The sequence below is a fragment of the Sinomonas mesophila genome (genome assembly GCF_001999765.1).
Taxonomy (GTDB): domain Bacteria; phylum Actinomycetota; class Actinomycetes; order Actinomycetales; family Micrococcaceae; genus Sinomonas; species Sinomonas mesophila.
In genome coordinates this window covers 132,568-159,054 of sequence record NZ_MTIC01000003.1, presented here as the reverse complement: position 1 = coordinate 159,054, position 26,487 = coordinate 132,568, and the positions used below count along the sequence as shown (strand labels likewise).

The window sequence follows — 26,487 nt, the reverse complement described above, 5'->3', positions numbered from 1 at the left end:
GTCGTCGACGATCTGGGGGCCAGACGCCGCGGGTGACTCCTCGAAGCTCATCGCTCCCTGCTCTTCGGGTCGAGGGCGTCGCGCAGCGCGTCCCCCAGCATGATGAAGCTCAGGACGCAGAGGGAGAGCGCAATGGACGGGTAGATGAGGATCATCGGGTTGGTCCTGATCGAGACCTGGGCGGCCGCGATGTCATGCCCCCACGACATGACGGACTCAGGGACCCCGATGCCCAGGAACGACAGGGTCGCCTCGGTGACGATGAAGACGCCGAGCTCCAGGGTGGCCAGGACGATCACCGGGGCCAGCGCATTGGGCAGCACGTGGCGCATGAGCGCGCCGAACCTCGAGACGCCCAGGGAGCGGGCCGCGGTGACGAAGTCCGCGTTGCGCACCTCGATGACGGCACCCCTCGTGATGCGGGCCATCTGCGGCCAGGCGAGCATCGCGATGACGACGACCACCGTCCATACGCTCTTGTTCTCGCGGAAGAACGGCAGCTGGGTGATGACCAGCGCGCCGAGGATGAGCGGAAGGGCGAAGAAGATGTCGCCGAGGCGGGCGAGGACGGCGTCGAGCCACCCCCCGTAGTAGCCCGCGAGCGCACCGAAGGTCACGCCGATGACCAGGACGCACAGGACGGCGAGGATGCCCACGGAGAGGGATGCCTGCGTCCCGTGGATGACCCTCGAGAACAGATCGCACCCCTGGAAGGTGAATCCGAAGGGATGGCCCTCCCGCGGGCCAGCCTCGGAGTTGGCCAGCAGGCACTCGTTGTTGGGCGGGACCTGGGTGAAGACTCCCGGGAACAGGGCGATGAAGATGAGCGCGAGGATCATGATCGAGGAGACGATGAACAGCGGCCGACGGCGGAGCTTGCGCCAGGCGTCGGCCCACAGGCTCAGGGGGGCCTCCTCGACGCGGAGCGTGTCGGTGGCCTCGAGGGCCGTCTCCTCGAGCGGCGCCACGTAGTGGCCCTCGGTGCGTTCAGGCTTCATAGCGGATCCTCGGGTCGAGCCAGGCGTAGAGGAGGTCGACGAGCAGGTTCGCGAGGACGAACACCAGCACGAGGATGCTCACGATCGCCACGATCGTGGGACCTTCTCCGCGCAGGGTGGCCTGATAGAGCTTGTTGCCCACGCCGGGGACGTTGAAGATGCCCTCGGTGACGATCGCCCCGCCCATGAGCCCGCCGAGGTTGGCGCCCAGGTAGGTCACCACGGGGATCATCGAGTTCCGCAGGATGTGGGCCAGGACGACGCGCGGGCGCGAGAGCCCCTTGGCCGTGGCCGTGCGGACATAGTCCGCGTTCATGTTCTCGGTGACCGAGGCGCGAGTGAGGCGCAGGACATACGCGAAGGAGACGAGCCCGAGCACCACCGCGGGCAGGAGGAGGTCGCCCCAGCCCGCCTGCGCGCCGACCGTAGGCTTGGCCCAGCCGAGATACACGCCGAAGACGAGCTGGAAGACGAAGCCGAGCACGAAGGTGGGGACGGCGATGACGACGAGGGAGGCCACGAGCACCGTCGAGTCGAAGAGCTTCCCGCGCCGCAGGCCGGCCACGAGGCCGAAGGCCACACCGAAGATGGCCTGGATCGCGAGTGCCTCGACCGCGAGCATCGCCGTGACGGGGAAGATCCGGGCGAGGGTCGCGGCGATCGGCTGCTGCGTGAAGTCGACCCCGAGGTTCAGCGTGAACAGGTTCTTGAGGAAGATCCCGTACTGGACGATGAACGGCTGGTCGAGGTTGTACTGCGCCCGCAGGGCGTCGATAACGCTCTGCGGCGGCTGCCGGTCGCCGAAGAGCGCCGCGATCGGGTCCCCCGGCAGCGCGAAGACCATGAAGTAGACGAGGAGCGTGGTTCCGAGGAACACCGGAATCACCTGCAGGAGCCTACGGACGATGTAGCGGATCATCGCTGCGCTCGTGCGCTCCGGGCACAGTGGCCTGCCATCAGACTGAGCCTTCCCTGGGCGAGCGACCGAGGGCCCGGCACGTGGCCGGGCCCTCCGCCGCGATGGAGGACGTCAGCACCGCGTCACTTCGCCTCGATGTCGAAGTAGCGGATCGCGCCGTTCCAGCCGGTCTCGGCCTTGATCACGTTGTTGCTCCAGACGATAGCCCGGTTCTGGTCCCACAGCGGGAGCCCGGGGAGATCCTCGAAGAGGATTTCCTGGGCCTGGTTGAACTTGGCGTTGGCCCCTTCCGTGGTGTCGGAGGTGAGGCCCTCCCTCAGGAGCCTGTCGAATTCAGGGTTCGAGTACTTCTCGTAGTTCGACGAGGCGTCGGTGGCCCAGACGGGACCCAGGAAGTTGTACATCGACGGGTAGTCGCCCTGCCATCCGGCGCGCGTGAGGCTGACGAGGCTCTGCGTCTTGCGCAGGTCGAGCACCTCGGCGAACTTCGCGAACGGCTGGATCTCCGCTTGGATGCCCAGGTTGTTCTTGAAGTTGTTGGACACCGCGTCGACCCATTCCTTGTTGCCGCCATCCGTGTTCGAGGCGATCAGGATCGGCTTGGAGGCGTCGTACGGCTGGATCGCCTCGGCCTGGGCCCATAGGTCCTTGGCCTTGGCCGGGTCGTAGGTGAGGACTTCGCTGCCGGGGACATCCGCCTTGAACCCCTCGATGACCGGCGGAACGTACGCCTTGGCCGGTGTGCGGGTCCCGTTGAAGACCACCTTGGCGATCTCCTCGCGGTTGATGGCGTGCGAGAGCGCCTGACGCCGGAGCTTGCCAGCCTCGCCCTGGAAGTTCGGGTTGTAGCCCGGGATGTTCAGGGTCGAGTTCGTGGCGGTCGGCTTGGTCGCGTTCCGGTCGGGGAAGTCCGTCGTGTACGTCTTGAGCGCGTTCGACGGCAGGACGTCGGACACGTCGAGGTTGTCGGCCTGGAGGTCGGTGTAGGCAGGGCCGGGGTCCGTGTAGAACTTGAACGTCACGCCCCCGTTCTTGGCCTTTCGGGGACCCTCGTAGTCAGGATTCTTCACGAGGGAGATCGACTGGTCATGGACCCACGAACCGGTCTCTTTGGCCATCATGTACGGGCCGTTGCCGACCGGGTTCTCGCCATACGCCTTCGGGTCCGCGAGGGCCGCCGACGGAAGCGGGTAGAAGGCCGAGTAGCCGAGCCGGAGGGACCAGTCGGCCTCGGGCTGGAGCAGCGTCACCTCGAGGGTCTGGTCGTCCTTGGCGACGAGCCCCGACATGGTCTGCGCCGTCGGCGCCGGAGTGCTGGTCGTCTTCCCTTCCGCATCGGTCGTCTTGGTGACGGCACTGACCTCCGGGTAGCCCTCGATGGACTCGAAGAAGAAGCTGTTGTTCTGGAGGTTGGTGCTCAGCGCGGCGAAGTTCCACGAGTCCACGAAGGTCTTGGCGGTGATGGCCTCACCGTTGGTGAACGTGGCGCCCTGCTTGACCTTGATGGTCCAGTGCTGCGAGTCGGTCGTCTCTATGCTCTCCGCGAGCGCGTTGACCGGCTTTCCGTTGGGGTCGTAGGCCCGCAGGCCCTCGAAGAGGAGCTCGACGACGCGGCCGCCGTAGACCTCGTTCGTGTTGGCCGGCAGGAGCGGGTTCTGGGGCTCGTTGCTGTAGGCCGAGATGACCTTGTTGGGGTCGACCGGCGCCTCGGTGCCGCCCGGTGTCCCACCCCCAGGGGCGCATGCGCTCACGGCAAGCGCGAGGGCCGCTGCTGCGCCCAAGGCCTTGGAAATGCGCGAGTGACGCATCCCGAATCCTCCTTAGCTGATGGTGCGGACCCCGGCCCGACGCAGGAGCCCGGGGGCAACGACAGCGCTTGGCCCTGTAACGCAGCCCACTAGCTGACAGCCTAGTCACAATTCGGAATAGTGAAGGAAAAATTTGCCAAAACGTGATCTGATTTGGTATAAGGTGCGATTTACGCCGCGCGGTCACTCGATGCCGCTCGCAGCGAGCAGCTCGCGCAGCTCCCGGCGCTCGCGCTGCTTCTGCGGGTCGGGCAGCGGGACGGCCGCGAGGAGTCGCTGGGTGTAGGGCTCCTGTGGGTTCCGCAGGATCGCATCGCGCAGGCCCTGCTCGACAATGCGCCCATGCTGCATGACGCAGATGTGGTCGGCGAGGACGTCCACGACGGCCAGGTCGTGCGTGACGAAGAGGCACGCGAAGCCGAGCTCCCGCTGGAGTCCCTGGAAGAGCTCGAGGACCTTGGCTTGGACAGAGACGTCGAGGGCGGAGGTCGGCTCGTCGGCCACCATCAGCTTGGGCTCGAGGGCGAGCGCCCGCGCGATCCCGACGCGCTGCTTCTGCCCGCCGGAGAGCTCATGCGGGTAGCGGTTGCGGTACGAGCGCGGAAGCTCGACCTGGTCGAGGAGCGTCTCGACGCGCTGCTGCAGGGCCGCCCCCTTCGCGACGCCCGCGAGGTGCATGGGCTCGCCGATCGACTCGCCGATCGGCAGCCGCGGGTTGAGGGACGACGACGGGTCCTGGAACACCATCCCGACGCTCCGCCGCAGCGCGTGCAGCTCACGCGAGTTCCGCCTGAGGCCCGAGATCTCAGTGCCCACGAGCTTGAGCGAGCCCTCGGCGACGTCGAGCAAGCCGACGGCGGCCCGGCCGATCGTCGTCTTGCCCGAGCCCGACTCGCCCACGAGCCCCACGACCTGCCCGGGGTAGACCGTGAGGCTCGCGCCCTCGACGGCACGGAACGCGGGCACGCGCCCCTGCCTGGGGTACTCGATCGCGACGTCGCGCAGCTCGAGCACCGGCGTCCCCTGCCTCCCCTGCGCGGCCTTGATGGCGGCGAGTGCCGACTCGTTCTCGCGCTCCCGCGCGGCCAGCTCGTCGGCGTCGACCGCCTCGAGCTCGACGCCGGTCACCGAGGCGAGCGCGGCGGTGATGTCGACGTCGGCGTCGGCCTCGCTGCCCTGCCCGAGGTGCGGGACGGCGGCGAGGAGGGCCTGCGTGTACTCGTGCCGGGGCGCGGCGAAGACCTGCTCCGCCGTGCCCGTCTCGACGATGACTCCCCTGCGCATGACGGCGATCCGGTCGGCGAGGTCCGCGACGACGCCCATGTCGTGCGTGATGAGGATGACCGCCGAGTTCAGCTTGTCCTTGAGGTGGCGCATGAGGTCGAGGATCTCGGCCTGAACGGTCACGTCGAGGGCCGTCGTCGGCTCGTCCGCGATGAGCAGCTTGGGGTCGCAGGAGAGCGACTGGGCGATCATGGCGCGCTGGCGCTGGCCCCCGGAGAGCTGGTGCGGGTAGGACCTGAACGCCTTCCCGGGGTCAGGCAGCTCGACGAGCTCGAGCATCCGCAGGGCCCGCTCCTTCGCCTCGTCCGGCGAGACCTCGTTGTGCAGCCGGACAGTCTCTACGATCTGGTTCCCGATCGTGTACACCGGGTTGAGCGCCGTCATGGGCTCCTGGAAGATCACGGCGACATCCTTGCCGCGCGCCTGCCGGACGCGGCTCTGGTCCCGGCCGAGGAGCTCCTGGCCCGCGAGGCGCACGCTCCCCGACACACGGCTGTTGGAGGGCAGCAGGCCCAGGAGGGCCATCGAGCTCGCCGACTTGCCGGACCCGGACTCGCCGACGATCGCGAGGACCTCGCCCGCCCGGACCTCGTAGTCGAGACCGATCGCGGCCGGGATCCACTCCTTCTCGACGCCGAAGTCCACGCTCAGGCCGCGGACCTCGAGCACCGGCTCGCCCTTCACGAGAGGGGCACCGATCCGCTGCCCCGCACCGCTCCCGGCCGCTCGCCGCCGCGGGCCGCCCGCCCATCCGAGGTTCTCCGCCATCGTCACACCGTCCTCCCGTGCGTCGCCGCTGTCGGGGTACAGCCGCGTTGGCAGCGTTTCCCGTACCCGGGCGAATCCTGTTTCATGGGGGCATGCATGCCCTGAGCCACACCGGCCGCATCGAGTCGTTCACCGCGCGCAGCAGCCGCGCGCTCGCGTGGCTCACCTGGGGCATGGCCGGGTTCGGGCTCGCCGTCACGCTCACGACGGCGGGCCTCGCGGGGCTGCGCTTCGCCGCGCCGCTCGCGCTGCTCGCCGCGGGCGGCTGGGTGCTGTTCTGGCGCCCCGGGGTCCTCGTGAGCGACGCCGGGGTCGAGCTGCGCAATCCGTTCCGCAGCGTGGGGGTCCCGTGGGATGCCCTCGCGCACGTCGACACGAAGTATGCCCTCACGCTCATCACGGATCACGGCCGCTTCACGGCCTGGGCCGCGCCGGCCCCCGGGGTCTGGGGCGCCCGCAACGCGCGGCCCGAGCACCTCGACGGGCTGCCGGAAACCACCTACGGCCCGGCGCGCTCCGTCCGGCCGGGCGACCTCAGGCATACGGACTCCGGGCAGGCGGCAGCCCTCGTGCGCACCCGCTGGGCGGACGCCCTCGCCTCCGGACTCGCCCATGCGGGCCGCACCCGCGAGACGCCCATCGCGAAGCGCACCGCGTGGCCCGAGCTCGTGGGGACGCTCGTGCTCGCAGCGGCGACCGTGGTCACGCTCAGCGTGGCCTGACGCGCCGATCCCCGGCACACAGAGCCCGGGCATCAGCCCTGTCCCTCCGGGCCGCCCGTGGGCCCCTCCGGGGTCACGGATCCCGCGGGGGTGTCTCCGCCCGCGGTGGTGCCGGCGACTCCTGGGGCGGCGACCGCCGTCGTCGCCCCCGCCGCCGCGATACCCGCCGTCGTGGACCTCTCCCGCGCCACGGCCCGCTTGGCGTTGAACTTCTTCTGCCGCGGGTCGAACGCGTCGCGCAGGCCGTCGCCGATGAAGTTGATGCTGAGGCAGATGAGCACGATGAACAGGCCAGGCCACCAGAACAGCCAGGGCCTCGTCGAGAACGCCTCCTGGTTCTGCGAGATGAGCAGGCCCAGGGACGTGTCCGGCGCCTTGACGCCCACGCCGAGGTAGCTCAGCGCGGTCTCGAGGAGGATGGCGGCGCTCATCGTGAGCGTGACGTTGACGATCACGACGCCCACGGCGTTGGGCAGGATGTGCTTGAAGATGATCCGCAGGTTGGACGCCCCCGAGATCCGCGCGGCGTCGACGAACTCGCGCTCGCGCAGCGTGAGGAACTCGCCACGCACGAGGCGCGCGAGGCCCACCCACAGCACGAGGCCGAGGAAGATGCCCAGGACCACGACTCCGTTGTCCGCGGCGAAGGAACTGAACCAGCTGCCCTCGTCGCGCCGGCCGGCGGTGCGGGACATGACGGCAGCGAGGAGCAGGGCGGGGATGATGATGACGACGTCGGTGAGCCGCATGAGCACCGTCTCCATCCAGCCGCGGAAGTAGCCCGCGAGGGAGCCGACGACGACACCGATGAAGCCCGCCACGAGCCCGATCAGGAACATGACGGTGATGGACTGCTGTGTCCCGCGCATCGTCATGGCGAAGAGGTCACGGCCGATCCGGTCCTGGCCGAAGGGGTGCTCCCCGCCCGCGAGGGGCCACAGCGTGAGCGTGGGCTGGCCGTCGTTGACCAGCGGGCTGACCTGCTCATGGTTGAACCTCCACCAGCCCGGGATCGGCCCCCATCCGACGGCCGTGAAGGAGAGCAGGACGATCGCCCCGAACGCGACAAGGCCGATGAGCGCCCCGGTGTGGCCGAAGAAGCGCCGGCGGACGATCTGCCCCTGGCTCAGGCCCCTGGCCTCGCCGGCCGCCGGCGCGACGGCGGCGGGGCGCTCGGCGAGGATCTCGCGCTCGGCGATCAGCTCGTTCTGCGGGGTTGGCTGGGACATGTCACTTCACCCTTACGCGCGGATCGAGGGCCGAGTAGGCGAGGTCGGCCATGAGATTGAACGCCATGGCGGTGACGGCGACGCACAGGAAGACGCCCATGACGGGGTTGGGGTCCACGTGGAAGATCCCGTCGAGGAACATGAAGCCCATGCCCCGCACGCCGAACACGGTCTCCGTGATGACGGCGCCGCCGATGAGGGCGCCGATGTCGAAGGCCACGACGGTCGCGATCGGGATGAGCGCGTTGCGGAACGCGTGGCGCATGACGACGGCGCGCTCGCTCACGCCCTTCGCGCGGGCCGTGCGGATGTAGTCCATGTTCATGACCTCGAGCATCGACGAGCGCGTGAACCGCGTGTAGCTCGCGAGCGAGACGAGGATGAGCGCGACCGTCGGCAGGATGAGGTGAGTGAACGAGTCGATGCCTCTGATCCAGAAGTCGCCCTCGAGGTTGGGCGTCTGCGCGCCGATCGTTGCGATCGGGCGCCCGCGGATCTTGCCGTTGTCGAAGTAGGCCGGCCAGGCCTGCAGGAAGCGGTCGAGGACGATCATGCCGCCGACGAGGAAGGCCATGATGCCGCCGACGCGCATGTTCTGGCCGCGGTCGTAGCCGCCGAACGCCCAGCCGACCCCGATGCCGACCAGGACTGTCAGGATCCCGAGGATGAGGATCATGAGGGGGGTCGCGAGGTTGAGCAGCCCCTGGACCGGGAAGTAGGCGACGAGCCCGACGGCGACGGCGGCCAGCCCGGAGTAGAGCGCGCGCCTGTTGTTCAGCCCGGCCACGAGGACCGCCACGGCGAACGCGAGGCCGACGCCGGCGAGGAGGATGACGGCGAGGCCGAGGCCGGGGTAGCGGAACCAGCGCGTGACCGAGGCAAGGATGAGCAGCGCGGTCACGAACGCGAAGCCGCCGCCGCCGATGATCGCGCGCCGCTTGGGCTCGCCGCCCACCGCCATGCTGGCGGCGAGGCCGACGACGGCGCCGATGCCGGCCGCGACGTACCAAGGGATCTCGGGCTCGCGCAGGAAGTTGTTGAAGCCGATGGCGCCGTACTCCTTGAGCAGGACGGCGACCCAGAAGATCGGCAGCGAGAAGAAGAGGAAGGCCATGAACGTCACGCCGTAGTCGAGCGCGCTGTACTGCCGCAGGGCCGTGACGATGCCGAGGGCGATGCCCATGAGGATTGCGAGGACCGTCGCCGCCGTCACGAGCGTGAGCGTCTGGACGAGCGCAATGCCGAGGGCCTCCGTGATGGGCTGGCCGGAGATGCTCTTCCCGAGGTCGCATCTGGCGGCGAAGGGCACGAGGCACTGGGCCGCGCCGCCGAGCCATTTGAAATACCGGATCGGGGCGGGCGTGCCGAGGTCGAGGAGCTCGCTGCGGGCCTGCATGAGCTGGGCCGCGTTCGGGGCGCTGCTGGCCCGGAACTCCTCAAGGGGGTCTCCAGAGATCGCCGTCAGGTTGTAGACCAGGAAGGAGGCGCCGAGGAGGATGAAGGCGGCCGCGATGAGTCGCCTGACAACGTAGGTCACCATGGTGGGTCTGTACCTCGTGGGTCGTTAAGAAGGTGCGGCGAACGCCGGAAGCGCCGGGGCCATGACGCTCAGCCCCGGCGCTTCGTATGGTCGAGCCCGGCGGACTACTTGACCGACCACTCCCAGATGTTCCACCAGGCGCCCGTCTGGTTGGCCATCTGCTTCACACCGTCGACCTTGTCCGAGTAGGCCTTGATGTCCAGTGACTGGAACAGGGGCAGGCCGTAGCTGCTGTCCCAGATCCTCTTGTCGATCTTCTGCTGGAGCTCGTCCTGCTTGGCCTTGTCGGTCGTCAGCACGAGCTCGTCCATGAGCTTGTCCGCCTCGGTGTCGGAGAAGCCGTTGAAGTTCGAGCCGGAGCCCGTCTTGAAGATCTGCGGCGTGCCAGTCACGCCGACGCCCGAGTTGATCCAGCCGAAGACCGCCGCGTCATAGGTGCCGTTGCCGAGTGCCTTGCTCCAGTCGGAGGCGCCCAGGCCGCCGTCGACGACCTTGAAGCCCGCCTGGGCGGCCGACTCCCGGATGAGCGAGAACGAGTCGACGCGGTTCGGGTTGTCCTTGTTGTACAAGATGCGGACCTCGGGCTCTTTGCCGTTGAGGAGCTGTTTGGCCTTGTCGATGTCCACGTCCTGGTAGGCCGAGGAGCCGTTGTCCTTGACGGACTGGGCATAGGCGGCCTGGTCCGGCACGAAGAGCTGCGAGTCGAGCGGCGCGGCCTCGGGATCGATCTTCCTCTGGAGCTTGTCGACGATGTCCTTGCGCGGGACGGTCAGCATGAACGCCGTGCGCACGTCCTTGTCAGCGAAGACGCCGGAGAAGTTGAGGTCAAGGTGGTCGTAGGAGAGCTGCTTGCCCTCGAGGAGCGTGGCCCCCGGGACGGCCTTGATCTGCTCGACCGTGTCGGCCGAGGCCTGGGGGGCGATGATGTCGACCTCGCCGTTCTTGAGGGCCTGGACCTGGGCGGGGGCCTGGCCGATGACGCGGACGACGACCTCGTCGACGTGGGGCACCGGGCCCCATGTGTAGTCCTTGTTCCGCACGAGGGTCAGCGACTGCTCGGGGACGATGTCCTTGACCACGAACGGGCCGTTGGAGAGGAAAAGGCTCGTGTCCGCGGGGAGGGTCTTCGTGTCGAAGGCGGTGTTCCAGACCTCGGCGACCTTCTTGAGGGTCTCGTTGGCGGGGAACTGCGCCTCCGGGTCGCCGCGCTTGATGCCCTTGAGGAGGTCGACGAGCGCGTCGGTGTCGCTGAGGCCTGCCTTGCTGGCCACGACGTGGGCGGGGATGTCGACGCCGCCGTTGCCCGGGGTGCCGAAGGCCAGCTCCCAGTCCGCGAACGGCTTCGAGTACTTGATCGTGAGCGAACGGCCGTCGGCGCCCAGCTCGGGGAACTCTGTGAGGTTGAGGCCGGACGTGTCTGCCGCCGTCGTGAAGTACACGGTGCCGCTGACGATGTCGCCAGTGTTCGGGTCCTTCTTGGCGTCGTCGTAGAAGGCAGAGCCGGAGGCCCACGTGAGCAGGAGGTCGGCGGCCGAGACCTGGGTCCCGTCGGACCACTTCACGCCCTCGTTCACCGTGTACTTGACCGTGAGCGGATCGTCGGAGACCTTCTCGTACGTGCCGAACTTCTCGTTCCTGACGATGTTCAGTTTGTTGTCGATGTAGATGAAGTTCGAGTGCGTCGCGTAGCCGATGTGGCCGTTGACGTCCGAGTTGCCGTCTGCGGTGCCGGGATTGAAGCTGCTGAAGCCGTTGACCTCCGCGATGGTGACTGTGCCGCCCTGCTTGGCGCTGGCCTGGCCGGTGGGGCTGGTCCCCTGCCCCGGGCCCTGGGTCGCGCAGGCGCTGAGTGCGAGTGCCGCCGCCGCCGCGAGCCCGATCGCCTTGGAAATACGCCCGAAACGCATTCCGCCTCCTCATTTCCTTGTGTGTGATGGTGCCGGGATTGGTCCCGGCCAGACGGCCCCTCCCCCCAAGGAAGTCGTGGCCCGCCTCACATGGTCGAAAGCCTAGACGCGGAGGGCGCCCACTGGCTACGAAAGTTCCGTTTCAGATCGTCGTCGTTATCGAGATGCAACATATCTTTCAGGTCCAGCTCCTTGCGCGGGAATGGAGCGATGTGCGACCGGACGTTCCCAATCACCTCCTCTCGGCGGATGCGGACGATACGCGGCGGTAGCGCGCCGTCGCCAATCAGTTCTTCACCGGCGCGAAAGGGTCATCTCATGGCCTCTCGAGGGTCCAGTCGCGGATGTCCGCTGGATCCTCGCCGTGCTCCCGGGTGTGGGCCCGGGCCCTCGCGACGGCGTCCTCGTAGCGCTGCCGGACCGAAGCGCCGCGCACCGCGAGCCCGGGCACGCGGTCGATCACGTCGATCGCGAGGTGGAACCTGTCGATCCGGTTGAGCATCGCCATGTCGAACGGAGTCGTGGTCGTACCCTCCTCGATGTAGCCGCGCACGTGCAGGTTGGCGTGGTTCGTGCGCCGGTAGGCGAGACGGTGGATGAGCCAGGGGTAGCCGTGGTAGGCGAAGATGACCGGCCTGTCCGTCGTGAAGAGCGCGTCGAACTCGCGGTCGGGCAGCCCGTGCGGGTGCTGGCGCTCGTCCTGGAGCCGCATGAGGTCCACGACGTTCACGACCCTGACCCTCAGCTCTGGGAGGTCCCGGCGCAGCAGCTGCGCCGCCGCGACGGCCTCGAGAGCGGGCACGTCCCCCGCGCAGCCGAGCACGACGTCGGGTTCCTCGCCCGGGACCTCGCTGCCGGCGAAGTCCCAGACCCCGAGGCCCCGGGCGCAGTGTAGCCGGGCCTCCTCCGGACCGAGCCACTGCAGGGCCGGGGCCTTGCCCGCGACGACGACATTGACGTAGTCCCGGCTGCGCAGGCAGTGGTCCATCGTCGCCATGAGGGTGTTCGCGTCCACCGGCAGGTACACCCGCACGACCTCGGCCTTCTTGTTGACCACGTGGTCGATGAACCCGGGATCCTGATGCGAGAAGCCGTTGTGGTCCTGCTGCCACACGTGGCTCGAGAGCAGGTAGGTCAGCGACGCGACCGGCATGCGCCACGGGAGCTGGCGGTGCACCTTGAGCCACTTCGCGTGCTGGTTGAACATCGAGTCGACGATGTGCACGAACGCCTCGTACGAGGTCAGCACTCCGTGTCTGCCGGTGAGGAGGTAGCCCTCGAGCCAGCCCTGGCACAGGTGCTCGCTCAGGACCTCCATGACCCGCCCCGCCCGTGCGAGGTGCTCGTCGACGTCCTCGATGCGCTCCTGCCAGACCTTGTCCGTGGCCTCGTAGACGGACTGGAGACGGTTCGACGCGGTCTCGTCGGGGCCGAAGAGCCGGAAGGTCTCCGGGTTGGCCCGGATCACCTCGCCCAGCCACCCGCCGAGGTTCGCGCTCTCGCGGACGACGCCGGGCGCCTCCACCGGGAGCATGTGCGCCGTCGCGTCGGGGAGCCTCAGGTCGGCCAGGAGCCGGCCGCCGTTCGCGTGCGGCGACGCGCTCATCCGGCGGTCGCCGCGCGGGGCGAGCCGGCCCAGCTCCGGCGAGCGCGCGCCGTCGTCCGTGAAGAGTTCCTCGGGGCGATACGAGCGCAGCCACTCCTCGAGGAGGGCGAGGTGGTCCGGGTGCTCGTGGATGCCGCCGAGCGGGACCTGATGCGCCCGCCACGTCCCCTCGACCGGCGAGCCGTCCACCTCGGCGGGGCCGGTCCAGCCCTTGGGCGAGCGGAGCACGATCATGGGCCAGAGCTCCACGGCCTCCCCCGCGGGCCGCTCCGCGGCGGCGCGCGCGCGGCGCTGGATGGCGCCGATCTCGTCGAGGCAGTCGTCGAGGGCCGCGGCGAAGGCCCGGTGCGCAGCGGGGTGGTCCTCGGGGTCGGCGACGGTCACGAAGCGTGGGGCCCAGCCGAGGCCCTCGAAGTAGGCGCGGACCTGCGACTCGGGACGGCGGGCGAGGACCGTGGGGTTGGCGATCTTGTAGCCGTTGAGGTGCAGGACCGGGAGGACGGCGCCGTCGTGCACGGGGTCGAGGAAGGCGGTGGACTGCCAGCTGCCCGCGAGGGGACCTGTCTCGGCCTCGCCGTCGCCCACGACGCACGCGACGACGAGGTCCGGGTTGTCGAAGGCGGCCCCGAAGGCGTGGGCGAGCGAGTAGCCGAGCTCGCCGCCCTCGCTGATCGAGCCGGGGGTCTCCGGCGCCGCGTGGCTCGGGATGCCGCCCGGGTAGGAGAACTGGCGAAAGAGCTCGCGCAGGGAGTCCTCGTCGTCGGCGAAGCGCGTGTAGACCTCGGCGTAGGTGCCCTCGAGGTAGGCGTTCGCGACGTTCGCGGGGCCGCCGTGGCCCGGCCCGGTGACGAAGAGCATCGGCTGGTCGCGCTCGACGATCGCGCGGTTGAGGTGGGCGTAGACGAAGTTCAGGCCGGGGGTCGTTCCCCAGTGGCCGAGGAGGCGCGTCTTGACGTGCCCGGCCTCGAGCGGCCGGCGCAGGAGTGGGTTGTCGCGGAGGTAGATCTGGCCGACGGACAGGTAGTTGGCCGCGCGCCACCAGCGTTCGAGGTCGTCGAGCCGCTCGTCGCCCACAGCGCGGCGCTCATCGGTCGAGGCCATGCTGGTCCGCCTTCCCCCTCGTGGCTGCCGCGCCGGCGCGGCAGGTCGCTGCCAGCCTAGCTCAGGCGGCGAGGGCGTCCCCCACGCGCTCCACGACGGCGGCGAGCCGCCGCCTCAGGCCCTCCTGCCTGCTGGCGGGCCACCGGGCGTACAGCAGGCGCACGCTCAGCTGGCGGTGGCCCTCGAGCACGAAGTACGCGTGCACGTCGTCATCCGGGGACGGCCCGAAGTCCACTCGCGAGGCCTCCCCCACGTCGGCGAAGGCGTCGGGCAGGTAGAACGTCACAGCCGTGAGCTCCTCGAGGCGGAAGCTCAGGGTGCCGTGCGCGAGCAGCCCCTCGGGGATCAGCCTCGCCGTGGCCTCCGACAGGACCGCATCGCTGAGCACGAAGATCATCTCCCGCGGGGTGGTCACGAGGGCCCCGCTCAGCTCGACCGGCTCCGCACCGTCCCGCTCGGCCACGACGAACCCTGGCAGCAGGACGGACTCGTCCATGTAGAGCTGATGGTCGTAGTGGGGATCCGACGAGGCGGCCTGCTCCAGCGCGGCCTTGAGCATCAGCGGCTCCGCCCGCGCGGCGGACGCGAGCAGCGAGTCCTCGCGTGGCGCGTCCTCGGGCTCGTCGGCCATCTCCTGCAGGGCCTTCACGGCCGCGGGCATGTGGTGCAGCACGATGCGGGAGCCCTCCTCAGCGCCGAAGAGCAGAGCGGCTACGCCCAGCAGCGTGAACACCCTGCCGAGGGGCTGCACGCCGCCGGCCAGCTGCTCCTCCAGGTGCCGGACGGCCTGGAGGGCACCGGACGGTTCCAGAACGCAGCCAGCGGCGTCCCCCGTGCGCTCCCCCACCGGGCTCGTGCTCGCCTCGGCGAACACGAGGGCCAGGTCCTCGGGCACCCCGACCCCGACGAGCCGCATCGCCAAGGACCGGCCCGCTGGTGTGATGCCCACGCCACCAACCTTCCGACGAGCGGCGGCCGTGGTCAACCATGCACGCCGCCGCCGCCGGCCGGAGACAGCCGGGACTAAACGTTGGAGCGGAACTCCATGTCTATGTCATCATCTTGGCCGGAACGAAGTCGGCAACGAGACTGATCGGTCCGTTGTGTCAGTCCAGACGCTGGAGTTATAACTTGAAGCGGTCTGGGATCAGTCGCTCGCATCCTGCGGAAGGCCTGCTGGGGGTACACCGCATTGCGCCCACATGGGCGCCATCTGTACGCCCCAAAGAATGAGGTTCGTCATCATGACAACCCACGCGAACACCCACCACACGAGCAAAAGATCAGCAACTCTAGCCGCCATGGGCGGCGCAGCAGCCCTCCTCGGCGGCCTACTCGGCGCCGCGGCGGCGTACATGGAGTCCCTCGCCCCCAAGGGGAGCCCGGGAGTGTACAGAGTCACCACGCCCATGGTTGCCGCCCTCGCTGTGTCCTCAATCCTCCTCGCCATCATCGGTCTCCTCGGACTTGCTGTCTTGGCGCGGGCGAAGGGCCGTAGTTACTGGGCTGCGATCACTGCCGCGGCCTTGGTTGCAGCGGGAGTGGCGTCCCTGACCGCCTTCAGCGTCCTTTTGGCGGGAACCGCAAGCGAGTCGTGGGGATGGTGGGTGTTTGGCTTCGCCGGATTCACGGGCATGTGGATTGGCCTCGTCGTTGGTGGCGTCCACGCCCTCGTCACTCGTGTCGTGCCCAGGTGGGCAGGGATCGCGGCCACAGTGACGAGCGTAGTGCTCCCCCTATTCAACACCGAGACCGCGGCCGTGCTCTTTGCCGTGCCCGCCGCGCTGGCGTGGGCCCTCGTCGGCGGCCTCATGCTGCGGGAGGCGTGGGGCGCTCTGGACTTCGGGCACGGGCATGCCCCTGCGGTCGGCGCCTGAACCGTATCCGCTCCGATCCGCTCTGCCCACCCCACATGGTGCGCTGGGCCGTGGCGCTCATCGCCGTGCCTCTCCGCGCGCGGCCTGCTGGTCCTGTCCACAGTCAGCCGTGGGGAACCGGCGCGCCATGCCGCGGAAGCCGCGGCCGCACCCCATTGGGTGTCCGCCGATGACCCTTACGGCACGGCGGCGAGGCCGTACCGGGCCTCCACCGTGAAGCTCGCGGCCGCCCTGCCCAGCACGCTCACAGCATGGCGCGAGCAGGCCCAGACCGTCGCACAGGCGGCGCGGTCGGGGGACATCGAGGACCTCGTGGACGCGCGGCCAGGGACTCACGGCCGAATGCGACAGGGGCGGCTACTAGGGGTGACAAACCCCCAAGCTAGGGCGCGCCACTGGCTGCCGTCCGGCTGGTGGACAGGACCCGTCCTCGGTCTGTTCCTGCTGGTCATATCAGGCACGCTGGACAGCAGCAACATTGACTTCGCCATACTGGGACCGAACTGGCTGGCGGTGCTGCTCTTCACGGTCCTCGCCCTCGTCGGCGGCTCCCTCGTCGTAGCCGCGGCGAGGTGGGCCAGCCACCGGGTCCCTGCCCTCTCCTCCCGGACCCTTCCGGCCTACCTGCCCCTGCTCGCTGCCATCGTCTACTTTCCGGCTGGGGTACTGCTGATCCTCGGGGCACTCGTCCAAGTGGTGGCAGCCCTCGCCACGCCTCCTGGACGCCGAACCAGCGTGCCGCGGTGGGCTGGGCGTGCCGTTCTCGGCGTGATCGCCCTGCTGGCTCTCCCGGCGTTCCTCGGTTCTCTAATAACGATCCTCGCCATGAGGTGATCAAGTGCGCACGCAGCAACGGGCGGTGCGGAGCCCGCCACGCGTCAGACGTTGAAGCGGAACTCCACCACGTCGCCGTCGGTCATGACGTAGTCCTTGCCCTCGATGCGGACCTTGCCGCGGGCCTTCGCCTCGGCCATCGAGCCGGCGTCGACGAGGTCGCCGAAGTGCACGACCTCGGCCTTGATGAAGCCGCGCTGGAAGTCCGAGTGGATCACGCCCGCGGCCTGGGGGGCGGTGTCGCCCTGGCGGATCGTCCACGCGCGGGCCTCCTTGGGCCCGGCGGTGAGGTAGGTCTGGAGGCCGAGGGTGTGGAAGCCGACGCGGGCCAGCTGGTCGAGGCCGGACTCGTCCTGCCCGTTCATCTCGAGCAACTCGCGGGCCTCCTCCTCGGAGAGCTCCACGAGGTCGGCCTCGAGCTTCGCGTCGAGGAAGACGCAGTCCGCGGGGGCGACGAGCTCCCGCAGCTCGGCCTGCTTCTCCGGGCTGCCGAGCACGCCCTCATCGCAGTTGAAGACGTAGATGAACGGCTTCGCCGTGAGAAGGCCGAGCTCCTTGAGGGACGCCATATCGAGCTTGTCGCTCTCGACCGCCGAGATGATGGTGACGCCTCGCTCGAGGACCTTCTGCGCGGCCTGAATGGCCGCGAGCTCGGCGGCGTCACGCTTCTTGATCTTCACTTCCTTCTCGACGCGCGGGAGTGCCTTCTCGATCGTCTGGAGGTCGGCGAGGATGAGCTCGGTGTGGATGATCTCGATGTCGGCGTTCGGGTCGACCCGCCCATCGACATGCACGACGTCCGGGTCGTCGAAGACGCGGACCACCTGGGCGATGGCCTGCGCCTCGCGGATGTTCGCCAGGAACTGGTTGCCGAGGCCCTCGCCCTCGGAGGCGCCCTTGACGATGCCGGCGATGTCGACGAAGGAGACGGTCGCGGGCAGGACGCGCTGGGAGCCGAAGATCTCCGCGAGCTGGCCGAGGCGCGGGTCGGGCAGGCTCACGACGCCGACGTTCGGCTCGATCGTCGCGAAGGGGTAGTTCGCCGCGAGGACCTGGTTCCGGGTCAGGGCGTTGAAGAGCGTCGACTTGCCGACGTTGGGGAGACCGACGATACCGATAGTGAGAGCCACGGTCATCCATCATACCGTCGCGAGGATTGTCGGACGGCCGTGCGAGGGTGGGGCCATGGACGGAACACAGATTCTCGTGGTGGTGCTCGTGGCCCTGCTCGCGCTCGTTGTGGGCGCGCTGGCCGGTGCGGTGTGGGAGCGGCGCCGGGCCGCGCACGACGGCGCGGGGCTGCCCGCGCTGCAATCCCGCCTCGCGTCGGCGGAGGCGCAGCTCGCTGCCGCGAGCGCGGAGCGGGACCTGCTCGCGCGGCAGAACGCGGCGCTGACCTCGCTCGACGAGCAGGAGAACACCGTCCTGCACGCCCTCGCCCCCGTGGCAGAGAAGCTCGGGGCCGTCCAGCGGCAGGTGGCGCTGCTCGAGCGCGACAGGGTCGAGCAGTACGGGCAGATCGCGCAGCAGCTCCAAGCGGCGCGCGAATCCGACGCCGCCCTCCTGACCACGGCGCACGCACTCACGGCGGCGCTGGCCAACAACGCCTCGCGCGGCACATGGGGCGAGGTCCAGCTGCGGCGGGTTGTCGAGGCTGCCGGGATGCTCGAGCGCGTGGACTTCACGGAGCAGGTCTCCGCGAACGGTGAGGCCGGCGGAGTCCGGCCCGACCTTGTGGTCTCCCTGCCCGGCGGGAAGCGGATCGTCGTCGACTCGAAAGTGCCCCTGGGCGCGTACCTCAAGGCGCAGGAGCACGCCCAGGATGCGAGCCCCGCCGGGACGGCCCTGCGCGAGCGGCACCTCGCCGAGCACGCCAAGGCGCTGCGCGCCCACGTGGACGCGCTCGGGTCCAAGAAGTACTGGGAGGCGGTCGGGGCGAGCCCCGAGCTCGTCGTGTGCTTTCTCCCGGCAGAGTCCTTCCTCGCGGAGGCGCTGCGCACGGATGCGGGGCTCCTCGACCACGCCTTCGCCCGCAACGTGGCCCTCGCGTCCCCGGCGACGCTCATGGCCCTGCTCAAGGGCGTGGCCTTCGGCTGGCGGCAGGAACTGCTGACGGAGAACGCGCGCGAGCTCTTCGAGCTCTCCCAGCAGCTGTACGGCCGGCTCGGCACGATGGGCGGCCACGTGGCCAAGCTGGGGGCGTCGCTGAAGACCTCGGTCGAGCGGTACAACAGCTTCGTCGGCACCCTCGAGTCCCGCGTGCTGCCCACGGCCCGGCGGATCGGTGCCCTCGACCCTGCCTCGGCCGACGCCCTCCCGGAGGTGCCCCCGCTCGAGTCGACCCCACGGGTGTTGAGTGCGGGCGAACTCCTCGACGAGCAGCAGCTCAGGGACAGCGGGCTCGCGGGGCGGCGGCTCTCGGGGGGCGTCGAGGGCCTCGATGGAGAGCTGCGCGACTCCGCCTGAGCTGCGCGACTCCGCCTGACCGAACCTTGTCCTGCTCCCACTCCCAACCGGGCAGCAGGACAAGGACGTATCGGAAGGGACGCCTCTTCACACCACTCGCTGTCCGGATAGCGCCGCAGGATGAGGCGCTTCAGGCGCTGGCCTCCCGGTGCTGGCCCACCGCCGTCCAGAACCGGGCTCGCGCGCTGCATCCGTCGCGCTGCGGGCTGCCCTTGGACGCGCGATCGCGGTCCCGGGACCCCACCTCAGCGATCTATGGCCCCCAGCAGTTCCACAGGACGACCTCGCGGTCCCAGCACCCCATTTCGGCGCCCCAGGACCCCATTTCGGCGTCTCAGCACCCCATTTCGGCGCCCCAGGACCCCACCTCGGCGCCCCAGGACCCCATCTCGACGTCCCAGGACTCCACCCCGGGGTGGGGAGCATCAGCCGCGGGGGCGCTGGCCCCGGCCGCCGAGGCCGCGGCTCGCGTCGCCGGCGTCCTTGAGGGTGGCCCGGAGCTCCTTGGGCAGGGAGAAGAGAATGTCCTCCTCGGCGGTGACAACCTCCTCCACAGTGCCGTAGCCGTACTCGGAGGCGAGGCGCAGGACGTCCTGGACGAGCACCTCGGGCACGGAGGCGCCGGAGGTCACGCCCACGGTCGTGACCCCCTCGAACCAGGATTCGTCGACCTCGTTCGCGAAGTCGACGCGGTACGCGGCCTTGGCGCCGTACTCGAGGGCGACCTCGACGAGCCGGACCGAGTTCGAGGAGTTCGAGGAGCCGACCACGATCACGAGATCCGCCTGGGGGGCGATCTTCTTGATCGCCGCCTGCCGGTTGCTCGTCGCGTAGCAGATGTCGTCGCTCGGCGGGTCCTGGAGGTTCGGGAAGCGCTCGCGCAGCCGGCGGACGGTCTCCATGGTCTCGTCCACGGAGAGGGTGGTCTGGGACAGCCAGATGAGCCGGTCCGGGTCCTTGACCTGGATCGTGTCCGCCTCCTCAGGCGAGTTCACGATCTGCGTGTGCTCAGGCGCCTCGCCGTACGTGCCCTCGACCTCCTCGTGGCCCTCGTGGCCGATGAGCAGGATCTCGTAGTCGCTCTTGGCGAAGCGGACCGCCTCGCGGTGGACCTTGGTCACGAGCGGGCACGTCGCGTCGATCGTGCGCAGGCCGCGGTCGGCGGCGGAGTTGACGACGGCGGGGCTCACCCCGTGTGCGGAGAACACCACGAGGGCGCCCTCGGGGACCTCGTCGGTCTCGTCCACGAAGATCGCCCCGCGCTCTTCGAGGGTCTCGACGACGTGCCGGTTGTGCACGATCTGCTTGCGCACGTACACCGGGGGGCCGTAGTGCTCGAGGGCCTTCTCGACGGCGATGACGGCCCGGTCAACTCCCGCGCAGTAGCCGCGCGGGGCCGCGAGCAGGACCTTCTTCTCCCCCGCGACCGGGGCGGCCTGCGCCACGTCCTCGGGCGTGCGGCGGCGCCGCGGGACCGTGGGCATGGAAAGGGCGATGGGAGAGGAGGTCATGCGTCCATGCTACCGGCGTGCGAGGCGCCGCCTCCGCCGGGCCCCGAGGATGCCCCCGATCACGAAGAGCGCCGCACCGACCAGCGCGAGCGCCGCGTTCCATGGCGCGAAGCCGTCCGCGACGAGCTGCCCCGCCCGCTGGGCGAACACGGTGGAGACTGTCCCCGAACCTGCCTGTGCGCCCGCGAGCGAGGAGACGAGGAACGTCCCCGCGCCCAGCACCGCCGCAGTGACGAGCAGGCCGAGGCCCGCCCACGCGAGGGCGACGCCCCGCCGTCGTGCGGCGAGCAGACCGAGCACGAGTGAGAGCGCCGCGCCGGCGCACAGCGGCCCCGAGAGTGCGGCGGCGTCCTGGGCGGCGGTGAGGGCGGCGCGCTGCTGCGCTGAGCCAGCTTGGACCGCGAGGCCCCCGGACTCGGGGAGGTCGACGCCGAGCGACTCGCCGACGCGCGCGAGCACGAGGTCCGCGAGCGGCCGCAGCTCGAGGCTCACGGCGTCCGCCGGGGCATCCGGGGCGAAGTTCGCGGCGTGGCTCTCGCGCAGGGTCTCGTCCCAGGCCGCGGGGAAGCGGGCATCCCGGGTGATTCCGTCCACGATGCCCGCGGCGAGCTCCTGCGCGGCCGGCTGGAGCCGCTCTGGGACGTTCGACGCCGAGACGGCCGTGGCGGCGATCGAGGCCCCGAGCGCGTCGAAGAGCCCCCGGTCCTCGCGCAGCGGCGAGAAGAGGCGGACGAACCCGGACTCGTCGACGATGTTCCGCTCGACCCACAGGGCGGGGACGGCCACGGCGGCGAGCACGACGGCGAGCAGCACGGAGAGGGCGGAGAGGACGGTGCGCATGGACTTCCCGGGGGTCGGCAACCCGTCCATCCTAGCCGGGGCCTCGCGGGCGGCCCGTGGAGTGTCGGTGCCGCGTGATAGTCCTGAACTATGGTGGCAGAGATGGAAGGACCAGACCCGGGATCAGACACCGGGGGACCAGACACCGCGGGATCAGGCACAGAGGGACCAGACCCCGAGGGACCCGGCCCCTCGTCGCTGCCCGCGCGCGCGGCGGACACGACCCCCGACAACCCGTGGCCGCTGCATGTCCTCTCCCGCAAGCTCAAGGAGCACATCGAGCGGGCGCCGCAGGTCTGGATCGAGGGCCAGGTGATCGAGCTGAACCGCCGCGGCGGAACGGCCTACCTGACGCTGCGCGATGTCGACCAGGAGATCTCGCTGCCCGCGTCGGCGTGGGGCATGGTCATGGCCCGGCTCCGAGAGCCGGTCGAGCGCGGATCCCGCGTCGTGGCGCTCGTCAAGCCGGAGATGTGGCTCAAGACCGGCCGGCTCACCATGGCGGTGCGGGACATGCGTCCCGTGGGGCTCGGGGACCTGCTCGCCCGCGTCGAGCGCCTGCGCCAGGCCCTCGGCAGCGAGGGGCTCTTCGCGGACTCCCGCAAGCGCCGGCTTCCGCTGCTCCCGCACTGCGTGGGCCTCATCACGGGCCGGGACTCGGACGCGAAGAAGGATGTGCTGCGCAACGCGTCGCTGCGCTGGCCCGCCGTGTGCTTCGAGATCCGCGAGGTGGCGGTCCAGGGGGCGAACGCCGTCTCGGAGGTCATGGCCGCGCTCCGGGAGCTCGACGCGCGCCCCGAGGTGGACGTCATCGTGATCGCGCGCGGCGGGGGCTCGCTCGAGGATCTCCTGCCGTTCAGCAACGAGGCCCTCGTCCGGGCCGTCGCGGACGCCACCACGCCGGTCGTGAGCGCCATCGGCCACGAGGCCGACCGTCCCATCCTCGATGACGTGGCCGATCTGCGCGCCTCGACGCCCACGGACGCGGCCAAGCGGATCGTCCCGGAGGTCTCCGAGGAGCTCGCACGGGTGCGGCAGTGCCGCGAGCGGCTCGAGCGGCAGATCCGTCTGCTCGTCGAGCGCGAGTCGGACAGGATCGCGGCGATCCGCAGCCGGCCGTCGCTCGCGGCGCCCGAGGCGATGGTTGAGGTCCGGCACGAGGAGCTCGAGCGCCTGCGGGGCCGCTCGCACGCGGCGGTGAGCGCCGGCGTCGTCCGCGGGCTCGACGCCGTCTCCCACCTGCGCGCGCAGGTGCGCGCCCTGTCGCCGCAGCAGACGCTCGACCGCGGCTACGCCGTCGTCCAGCTCGCCGAGGGGGTCCCCGGGACCCCGGCCCACCCCGGCGCCGTCGTCCAGGACCCGGCGATCGCGCCGGCCGGGACGGCCCTGCGGCTGCGGCTCGCGCGCGGCGAGCTGGCCGCGCGGTCCGAGGGACCGCGGCCCGCAGCGGCAGGGGCGCGCACGGACGCCGAGAACCACGAGGAAGGAGCCATCCATGGCTGAAGCACCCGAGTCCCGCCCGGCACGAACGGAGGACCTCGACGGCCTCTCCTACGAGGACGCGCGCGAGCAGCTCGTCGCGGTCGTGTCCCGGCTCGAGGCCGGCGGCGTGAGCCTCGAGGAGTCGCTCGCCCTCTGGGAACGGGGCGAGGCGCTCGCCCAGCGCTGCGAGGACTGGCTAGAGGGCGCGCGCCGCCGGCTGGATGCCGCGCGCGAGCAGCCCGCGAACGCCGGCCCGGCAGGTTCAGGCGGCAACGCGATGGCCGGGAACGGGCACGGCGCCCCTGGCGGCGGCCAGGGTTCCGGCACGGACCGGCCTTAGCGCCTCCCCGGGTCCGCGCCTCAGCTTGCGGCGACCCGGGCGCGCTCGTGCTCGACGCCGTAGGTGGGCTCGGGCCAGTCGGGGGCAATGTCCCCGAGCGCGCTGATGAGCAGCTGCTGGACCGCGATGCGCGCGTACCACTTCTTGTTGGCCGGGACGACGTACCACGGCGCGCTCTCCGTGGCCGTCTCCTCGAAGACCCGCTGGTAGGCGTCCATGTACTCGTCCCAGAGGAGCCGCTCGTCGACGTCGCCGGGGTTGTACTTCCAGCGTTTGATCGGGTCGTCGAGCCGCGCGAGGAGGCGCTCCTTCTGCTCGTCCTTGGAGATGTTGAGCATGACCTTCACGAGCCTCGTACCGCCGGACGCGAGGCGCTCCTCGAAGTCGCGGATGGCCCCGTAGCGCCGCTCGATCTCCGCGGCGTCGGCCCAGCCGTGGACGCGGTGGATCAGCACGTCCTCGTAGTGCGAGCGGTCGAAGACGCCGAGCATGCCCGCCTCGGGCAGCTCGCGCTCGACCCGCCACAGGAAGTCGTGGGCCTTCTCCTCGTCAGTGGGCGCCTTGAACGCCTTGAGCTTGACCCCCTGGACGTCCACGCCGCCCACGACATGGCTCACAATCCCGCCCTTCCCGGCCGTGTCCATGGCCTGGAGGATGAGCAGGAGAGACGGCGCGTCCCCGTCTCGGCCCGCCGCGTAGAGCCGCTCCTGAAGCTCCGCGAGCACGAGGTCCTGCTCTGCCAAGAGCGCCTCGCCGCCGGACTTGCCCCCGCGGTACCCGGGCGTGGACCCCGGGTCCACGCCCGCGAGGTGGAACCCCTCGCGGACGCGGAGCAGTTCCTCGAGATCGCCGTCGAACCCCTTCGCAGCCATGGCACCCCGCTCTCGGGCCCAGCACGGTGCCGGACCTCTGCGCTCTGCCTTCCTAATTACCCTTGTAGCGGGCGAGGAAATCGGCCATGCGTCCGATGGCCTCCTCGATGTCGGCCACCGCCGGGAGGGTGACCATCCTGAAGTGATCCGGGGCGGGCCAGTTGAACGCCCGCCCGTGGGAGACGAGGATCTTCTGCTCACGCAGCAGGTCCAGGACGAACTTCTCATCGTCCCGGATCTCGTACACCTCCGGGTCGAGCCTAGGGAAGAGGTAGAGCGCGCCCTTGGCCTGGCGCGTCGAGACGCCGGGGATCGCGTTGAGCATGGTGTAGGCCTTGTTGCGCTGCTCGAGCAGCCGCCCGCCGGGCAGGATGAGGTCGTTGATGCTCTGGTACCCGCCGAGCGCGGTCTGGATCGCGTGCTGCGCAGGCACGTTCGCGCAGAGGCGCATGTTGGCCAGGAGGTTGATCCCCTCGAGGTAGTCGGCCGCGGCCTGCTTGGGTCCCGAGATGGCCATCCACCCGGCCCGGTAGCCGCAGACCCGGTAGGCCTTGGACAGGCCCGAGAAGGTCAGGCAGAGCACGTCCTCGCCCGTGAAGGCGGCCATGTTGGTGTGCGTGGCCCCGTCGTAGAGGATCTTCTCGTAGATCTCGTCGGCGAAGACGATGAGCCCGTGCCTCTCGGCGAGCTCGACGATCCGGCGCAGCGTCGAGTCGGAGTAGAGCGCCCCAGTCGGGTTGTTCGGGTTGATCACGACGATGCCCTTGGTCCGGGGCGTGATCTTCGACTCGAGGTCGTCCAGGTCCGGCTCCCAGTCGAGCTCTTCGTCGCACAGGTAGTGCACCGCGTGGCCGCCCGCGAGCGAGACCGACGCCGTCCACAGAGGGTAGTCGGGGCTCGGGATGAGGATCTCGTCGCCGGGCTCGAGCAGCGCCATGAGGGACATCGTGATGAGCTCGGAGACGCCGTTGCCGAGGTAGATGTCGTCCACGTGGATGTTCTGGATCCCGCGGGTCTGGTAGTACTGCGAGACCGCGGTGCGGGCGGAGAAGATGCCGCGCGAGTCGCTGTAGCCCTGCGCGTGCGGCAGGTGCCGAATCATGTCCACGAGGATCGCGTCCGGCGCCTCGAAGCCGAACGGCGCCGGGTTGCCGATGTTCAGCTTGAGGATCCGGTGGCCCTCGGCCTCCATCTGGTGGGCAGCCTCCAGGATCGGTCCGCGAATGTCGTAGAGGACGTTGTGGAGCTTGGAGGACTGCGTGAACTGGGCCATTGTCCAAATATGCCACAGGGTTCGAGCGACTCCCGGCGAGATTCCGCTCACACCCCGTGGCCGGCGCCGGGGCCTAGGAGGCGAGGCCCTTCTCCTTGAGCCAGGCCTTCGCGGCGTCCGCATGGCTCTGCTTCTGGTTCCCGCTCACGGCCCGGTTGAGGTTCATGAGGTCGTCGGTCGTGAGCTTGCGCGAAACGTCGTTGAGCACGCTGCGCGCCGCGTCCGGGAGCGTCGAGCTATGCACGAGCGGGACGACCTGCTGGGCGATGAAGTTGTCCTTCGGGTCCTCGAGCACGACGAGGTCGTTGTCGGCGATCGACGGCGTCGCCGTGCCGAAGTCGGCGACCTGCACCTGGTCGGTCAGGAGGGCCTTGAGAATGAGTCCACGGTCGGCGAACGGCTCGAGCTTCTTGGGCTCGCAGCCGTACTTCTCCTTAAGGCCCGGCAGGCCGTGGGCCCGCTCGGCGAACGTGGCGGGCGCCCCGATGACGAGCTCGGAGCACACCTTGGCCAGATCCTCGATGCTCGTGAGCTCATACTTGGCCGCCGTCGCACGCGTGACGACGAGGGCGTCCTTGTTCTCCGCCTTGGCGGGCTCGAGGATGGCGATCCCCTCCGGCAGTCGCTTGGGCAGCGCCTTGGCGATCTCGTCGGCGGAGGCCTCGGTGGCAGCCGGGTCCAGGGACAGCAGGAGGCTGCCCGTGTAGTCGGGCACGACGTCGATCGAGCCGTCCTGGACGGTCTTGACGTACACCTCGCGAGAGCCGATGGTGGGCTTCGTCGACGCGGTGATCCCTGCGGCATTGAGCGCACCCGCGTACACCTCGGCGAGGATCTGGCTCTCGGGGACGTCCCCCCAGCCGATCACGAGCTCCTTCCCGGCCATGGCCGTGCCGCTCCCCGCGGGGCTCGAGAGCGGGTCGGAGCTGGCCCCGCAGCCGGCGAGGCCCAGCGAGACGGCCCCCGCGGCTAGGCTGGCGAACAGGGTGAGCGCCCGGCGGCGCGGCACGGGTCGTGCGTGGCTCATGGTGTTCCTTCCTCGAGCGCGGTGGGCGTGGGACGTCCGCCCGCACCTCGATGGCCTCGTGCGCCCTGGCAGACCCGTGGACG

21 protein-coding genes are annotated in these 26,487 nt (G+C 69.9%); 6 read left to right on the top strand and 15 right to left on the bottom strand.

What is annotated here, in order from left to right; all coding sequences use genetic code 11:
* Positions 1-47: 47 nt before the first annotated feature.
* The 4 genes from BV907_RS12085 to BV907_RS12070 form a co-directional block, all read right to left on the bottom strand.
* Entirely contained in the window at positions 48-998 is a 951-nt protein-coding gene (locus BV907_RS12085) for an ABC transporter permease (protein ID WP_077489977.1), read from the bottom strand.
* Positions 988-1,917 carry an ABC transporter permease gene (locus BV907_RS12080; RefSeq protein ID WP_077489976.1) on the bottom strand — a complete coding sequence of 310 codons (930 nt, stop codon included), beginning with the start codon at positions 1,915-1,917 and terminating at the stop codon, positions 988-990. Before BV907_RS12080 ends, BV907_RS12085 begins: the two co-directional genes overlap by 11 nt.
* A gap of 122 nt (positions 1,918-2,039) precedes the next feature.
* Positions 2,040-3,725: a peptide ABC transporter substrate-binding protein gene (locus BV907_RS12075; protein ID WP_077489975.1), complete on the bottom strand. Its 1,686-nt coding sequence runs from the start codon at positions 3,723-3,725 to the stop codon at positions 2,040-2,042.
* A 183-nt stretch (positions 3,726-3,908) separates the two neighbouring features.
* Positions 3,909-5,777 (bottom strand): ABC transporter ATP-binding protein, encoded by a 1,869-nt coding sequence (locus BV907_RS12070; protein WP_077490217.1) that lies wholly within the window; start codon positions 5,775-5,777, stop codon positions 3,909-3,911.
* A 92-nt stretch (positions 5,778-5,869) separates the two neighbouring features.
* Between BV907_RS12070 and BV907_RS12065 the strand changes: the two genes are divergently transcribed.
* On the top strand, positions 5,870-6,499 hold the full coding sequence (locus BV907_RS12065) for a PH domain-containing protein (protein ID WP_077489974.1): 630 nt from the start codon (positions 5,870-5,872) through the stop codon (positions 6,497-6,499).
* A 32-nt stretch (positions 6,500-6,531) separates the two neighbouring features.
* On the opposite strand, the gene BV907_RS12060 is transcribed toward BV907_RS12065, so the two are convergent.
* The 5 genes from BV907_RS12060 to BV907_RS12040 all read right to left on the bottom strand — a co-directional run bounded on the left by BV907_RS12060 (position 6,532) and on the right by BV907_RS12040 (position 14,831).
* Positions 6,532-7,728, bottom strand: coding sequence for an ABC transporter permease (locus tag BV907_RS12060; RefSeq protein WP_077489973.1), 1,197 nt, complete (start codon positions 7,726-7,728; stop codon positions 6,532-6,534).
* 1 nt (position 7,729) lies between these two features.
* Entirely contained in the window at positions 7,730-9,268 is a 1,539-nt protein-coding gene (locus tag BV907_RS12055) for an ABC transporter permease (RefSeq protein ID WP_077489972.1), read from the bottom strand.
* Between the two features lie 104 nt (positions 9,269-9,372).
* Positions 9,373-11,175 carry an ABC transporter family substrate-binding protein gene (locus BV907_RS12050; RefSeq protein WP_077489971.1) on the bottom strand — a complete coding sequence of 601 codons (1,803 nt, stop codon included), beginning with the start codon at positions 11,173-11,175 and terminating at the stop codon, positions 9,373-9,375.
* Between the two features lie 316 nt (positions 11,176-11,491).
* Positions 11,492-13,882: a phosphoketolase family protein gene (locus BV907_RS12045; RefSeq protein WP_077489970.1), complete on the bottom strand. Its 2,391-nt coding sequence runs from the start codon at positions 13,880-13,882 to the stop codon at positions 11,492-11,494.
* Positions 13,883-13,943: 61 nt separating this feature from the next.
* Positions 13,944-14,831, bottom strand: coding sequence for a hypothetical protein (locus BV907_RS12040; RefSeq protein WP_139346750.1), 888 nt, complete (start codon positions 14,829-14,831; stop codon positions 13,944-13,946).
* A 280-nt stretch (positions 14,832-15,111) separates the two neighbouring features.
* On the opposite strand from BV907_RS12040, the gene BV907_RS12035 reads away from it, so the two are divergent.
* Together BV907_RS12035 and BV907_RS12030 are read left to right on the top strand one after the other, a co-directional pair.
* Entirely contained in the window at positions 15,112-15,759 is a 648-nt protein-coding gene (locus BV907_RS12035) for a hypothetical protein (protein ID WP_139346749.1), read from the top strand.
* Between the two features lie 213 nt (positions 15,760-15,972).
* A complete protein-coding gene (locus tag BV907_RS12030; protein ID WP_139346748.1) occupies positions 15,973-16,593 on the top strand; it encodes a hypothetical protein in 621 nt (206 codons plus the stop codon).
* Between the two features lie 44 nt (positions 16,594-16,637).
* Here the strand turns inward: BV907_RS12030 and ychF are convergent, their stop codons facing one another.
* Positions 16,638-17,723: a redox-regulated ATPase YchF gene (ychF, locus tag BV907_RS12025; RefSeq protein WP_077490216.1), complete on the bottom strand. Its 1,086-nt coding sequence runs from the start codon at positions 17,721-17,723 to the stop codon at positions 16,638-16,640.
* A 55-nt stretch (positions 17,724-17,778) separates the two neighbouring features.
* On the opposite strand from ychF, the gene BV907_RS12020 reads away from it, so the two are divergent.
* A complete protein-coding gene (locus BV907_RS12020; RefSeq protein WP_077489966.1) occupies positions 17,779-19,059 on the top strand; it encodes a DNA recombination protein RmuC in 1,281 nt (426 codons plus the stop codon).
* 425 nt (positions 19,060-19,484) lie between these two features.
* Here BV907_RS12020 and BV907_RS12015 read toward each other — a convergent pair whose 3' ends face one another.
* Positions 19,485-20,570, bottom strand: a complete 1,086-nt coding sequence (locus tag BV907_RS12015; protein WP_077489965.1) for a 4-hydroxy-3-methylbut-2-enyl diphosphate reductase — start codon at positions 20,568-20,570, stop codon at positions 19,485-19,487.
* 9 nt (positions 20,571-20,579) lie between these two features.
* The gene (locus BV907_RS12010; RefSeq protein ID WP_139346747.1) at positions 20,580-21,431 is read right to left on the bottom strand and encodes a hypothetical protein; all 852 of its coding nucleotides are present in this window, start codon (positions 21,429-21,431) and stop codon (positions 20,580-20,582) included.
* Between the two features lie 81 nt (positions 21,432-21,512).
* Between BV907_RS12010 and xseA the strand changes: the two genes are divergently transcribed.
* Positions 21,513-22,913, top strand: coding sequence for an exodeoxyribonuclease VII large subunit (gene xseA / locus BV907_RS12005; RefSeq protein ID WP_077490215.1), 1,401 nt, complete (start codon positions 21,513-21,515; stop codon positions 22,911-22,913).
* Positions 22,906-23,232: an exodeoxyribonuclease VII small subunit gene (locus BV907_RS12000; protein ID WP_077489963.1), complete on the top strand. Its 327-nt coding sequence runs from the start codon at positions 22,906-22,908 to the stop codon at positions 23,230-23,232. The genes xseA and BV907_RS12000 overlap by 8 nt, the downstream gene beginning before the upstream one ends.
* Positions 23,233-23,252: 20 nt before the next feature.
* Here BV907_RS12000 and BV907_RS11995 read toward each other — a convergent pair whose 3' ends face one another.
* The 3 genes from BV907_RS11995 to BV907_RS11985 all read right to left on the bottom strand — a co-directional run bounded on the left by BV907_RS11995 (position 23,253) and on the right by BV907_RS11985 (position 26,404).
* A complete protein-coding gene (locus tag BV907_RS11995; protein ID WP_077489962.1) occupies positions 23,253-24,104 on the bottom strand; it encodes a PPK2 family polyphosphate kinase in 852 nt (283 codons plus the stop codon).
* A gap of 52 nt (positions 24,105-24,156) precedes the next feature.
* Entirely contained in the window at positions 24,157-25,377 is a 1,221-nt protein-coding gene (locus BV907_RS11990; RefSeq protein WP_077489961.1) for a pyridoxal phosphate-dependent aminotransferase, read from the bottom strand.
* Between the two features lie 73 nt (positions 25,378-25,450).
* On the bottom strand, positions 25,451-26,404 hold the full coding sequence (locus BV907_RS11985) for an ABC transporter substrate-binding protein (protein ID WP_077489960.1): 954 nt from the start codon (positions 26,402-26,404) through the stop codon (positions 25,451-25,453).
* Positions 26,405-26,487 lie beyond the last annotated feature (83 nt).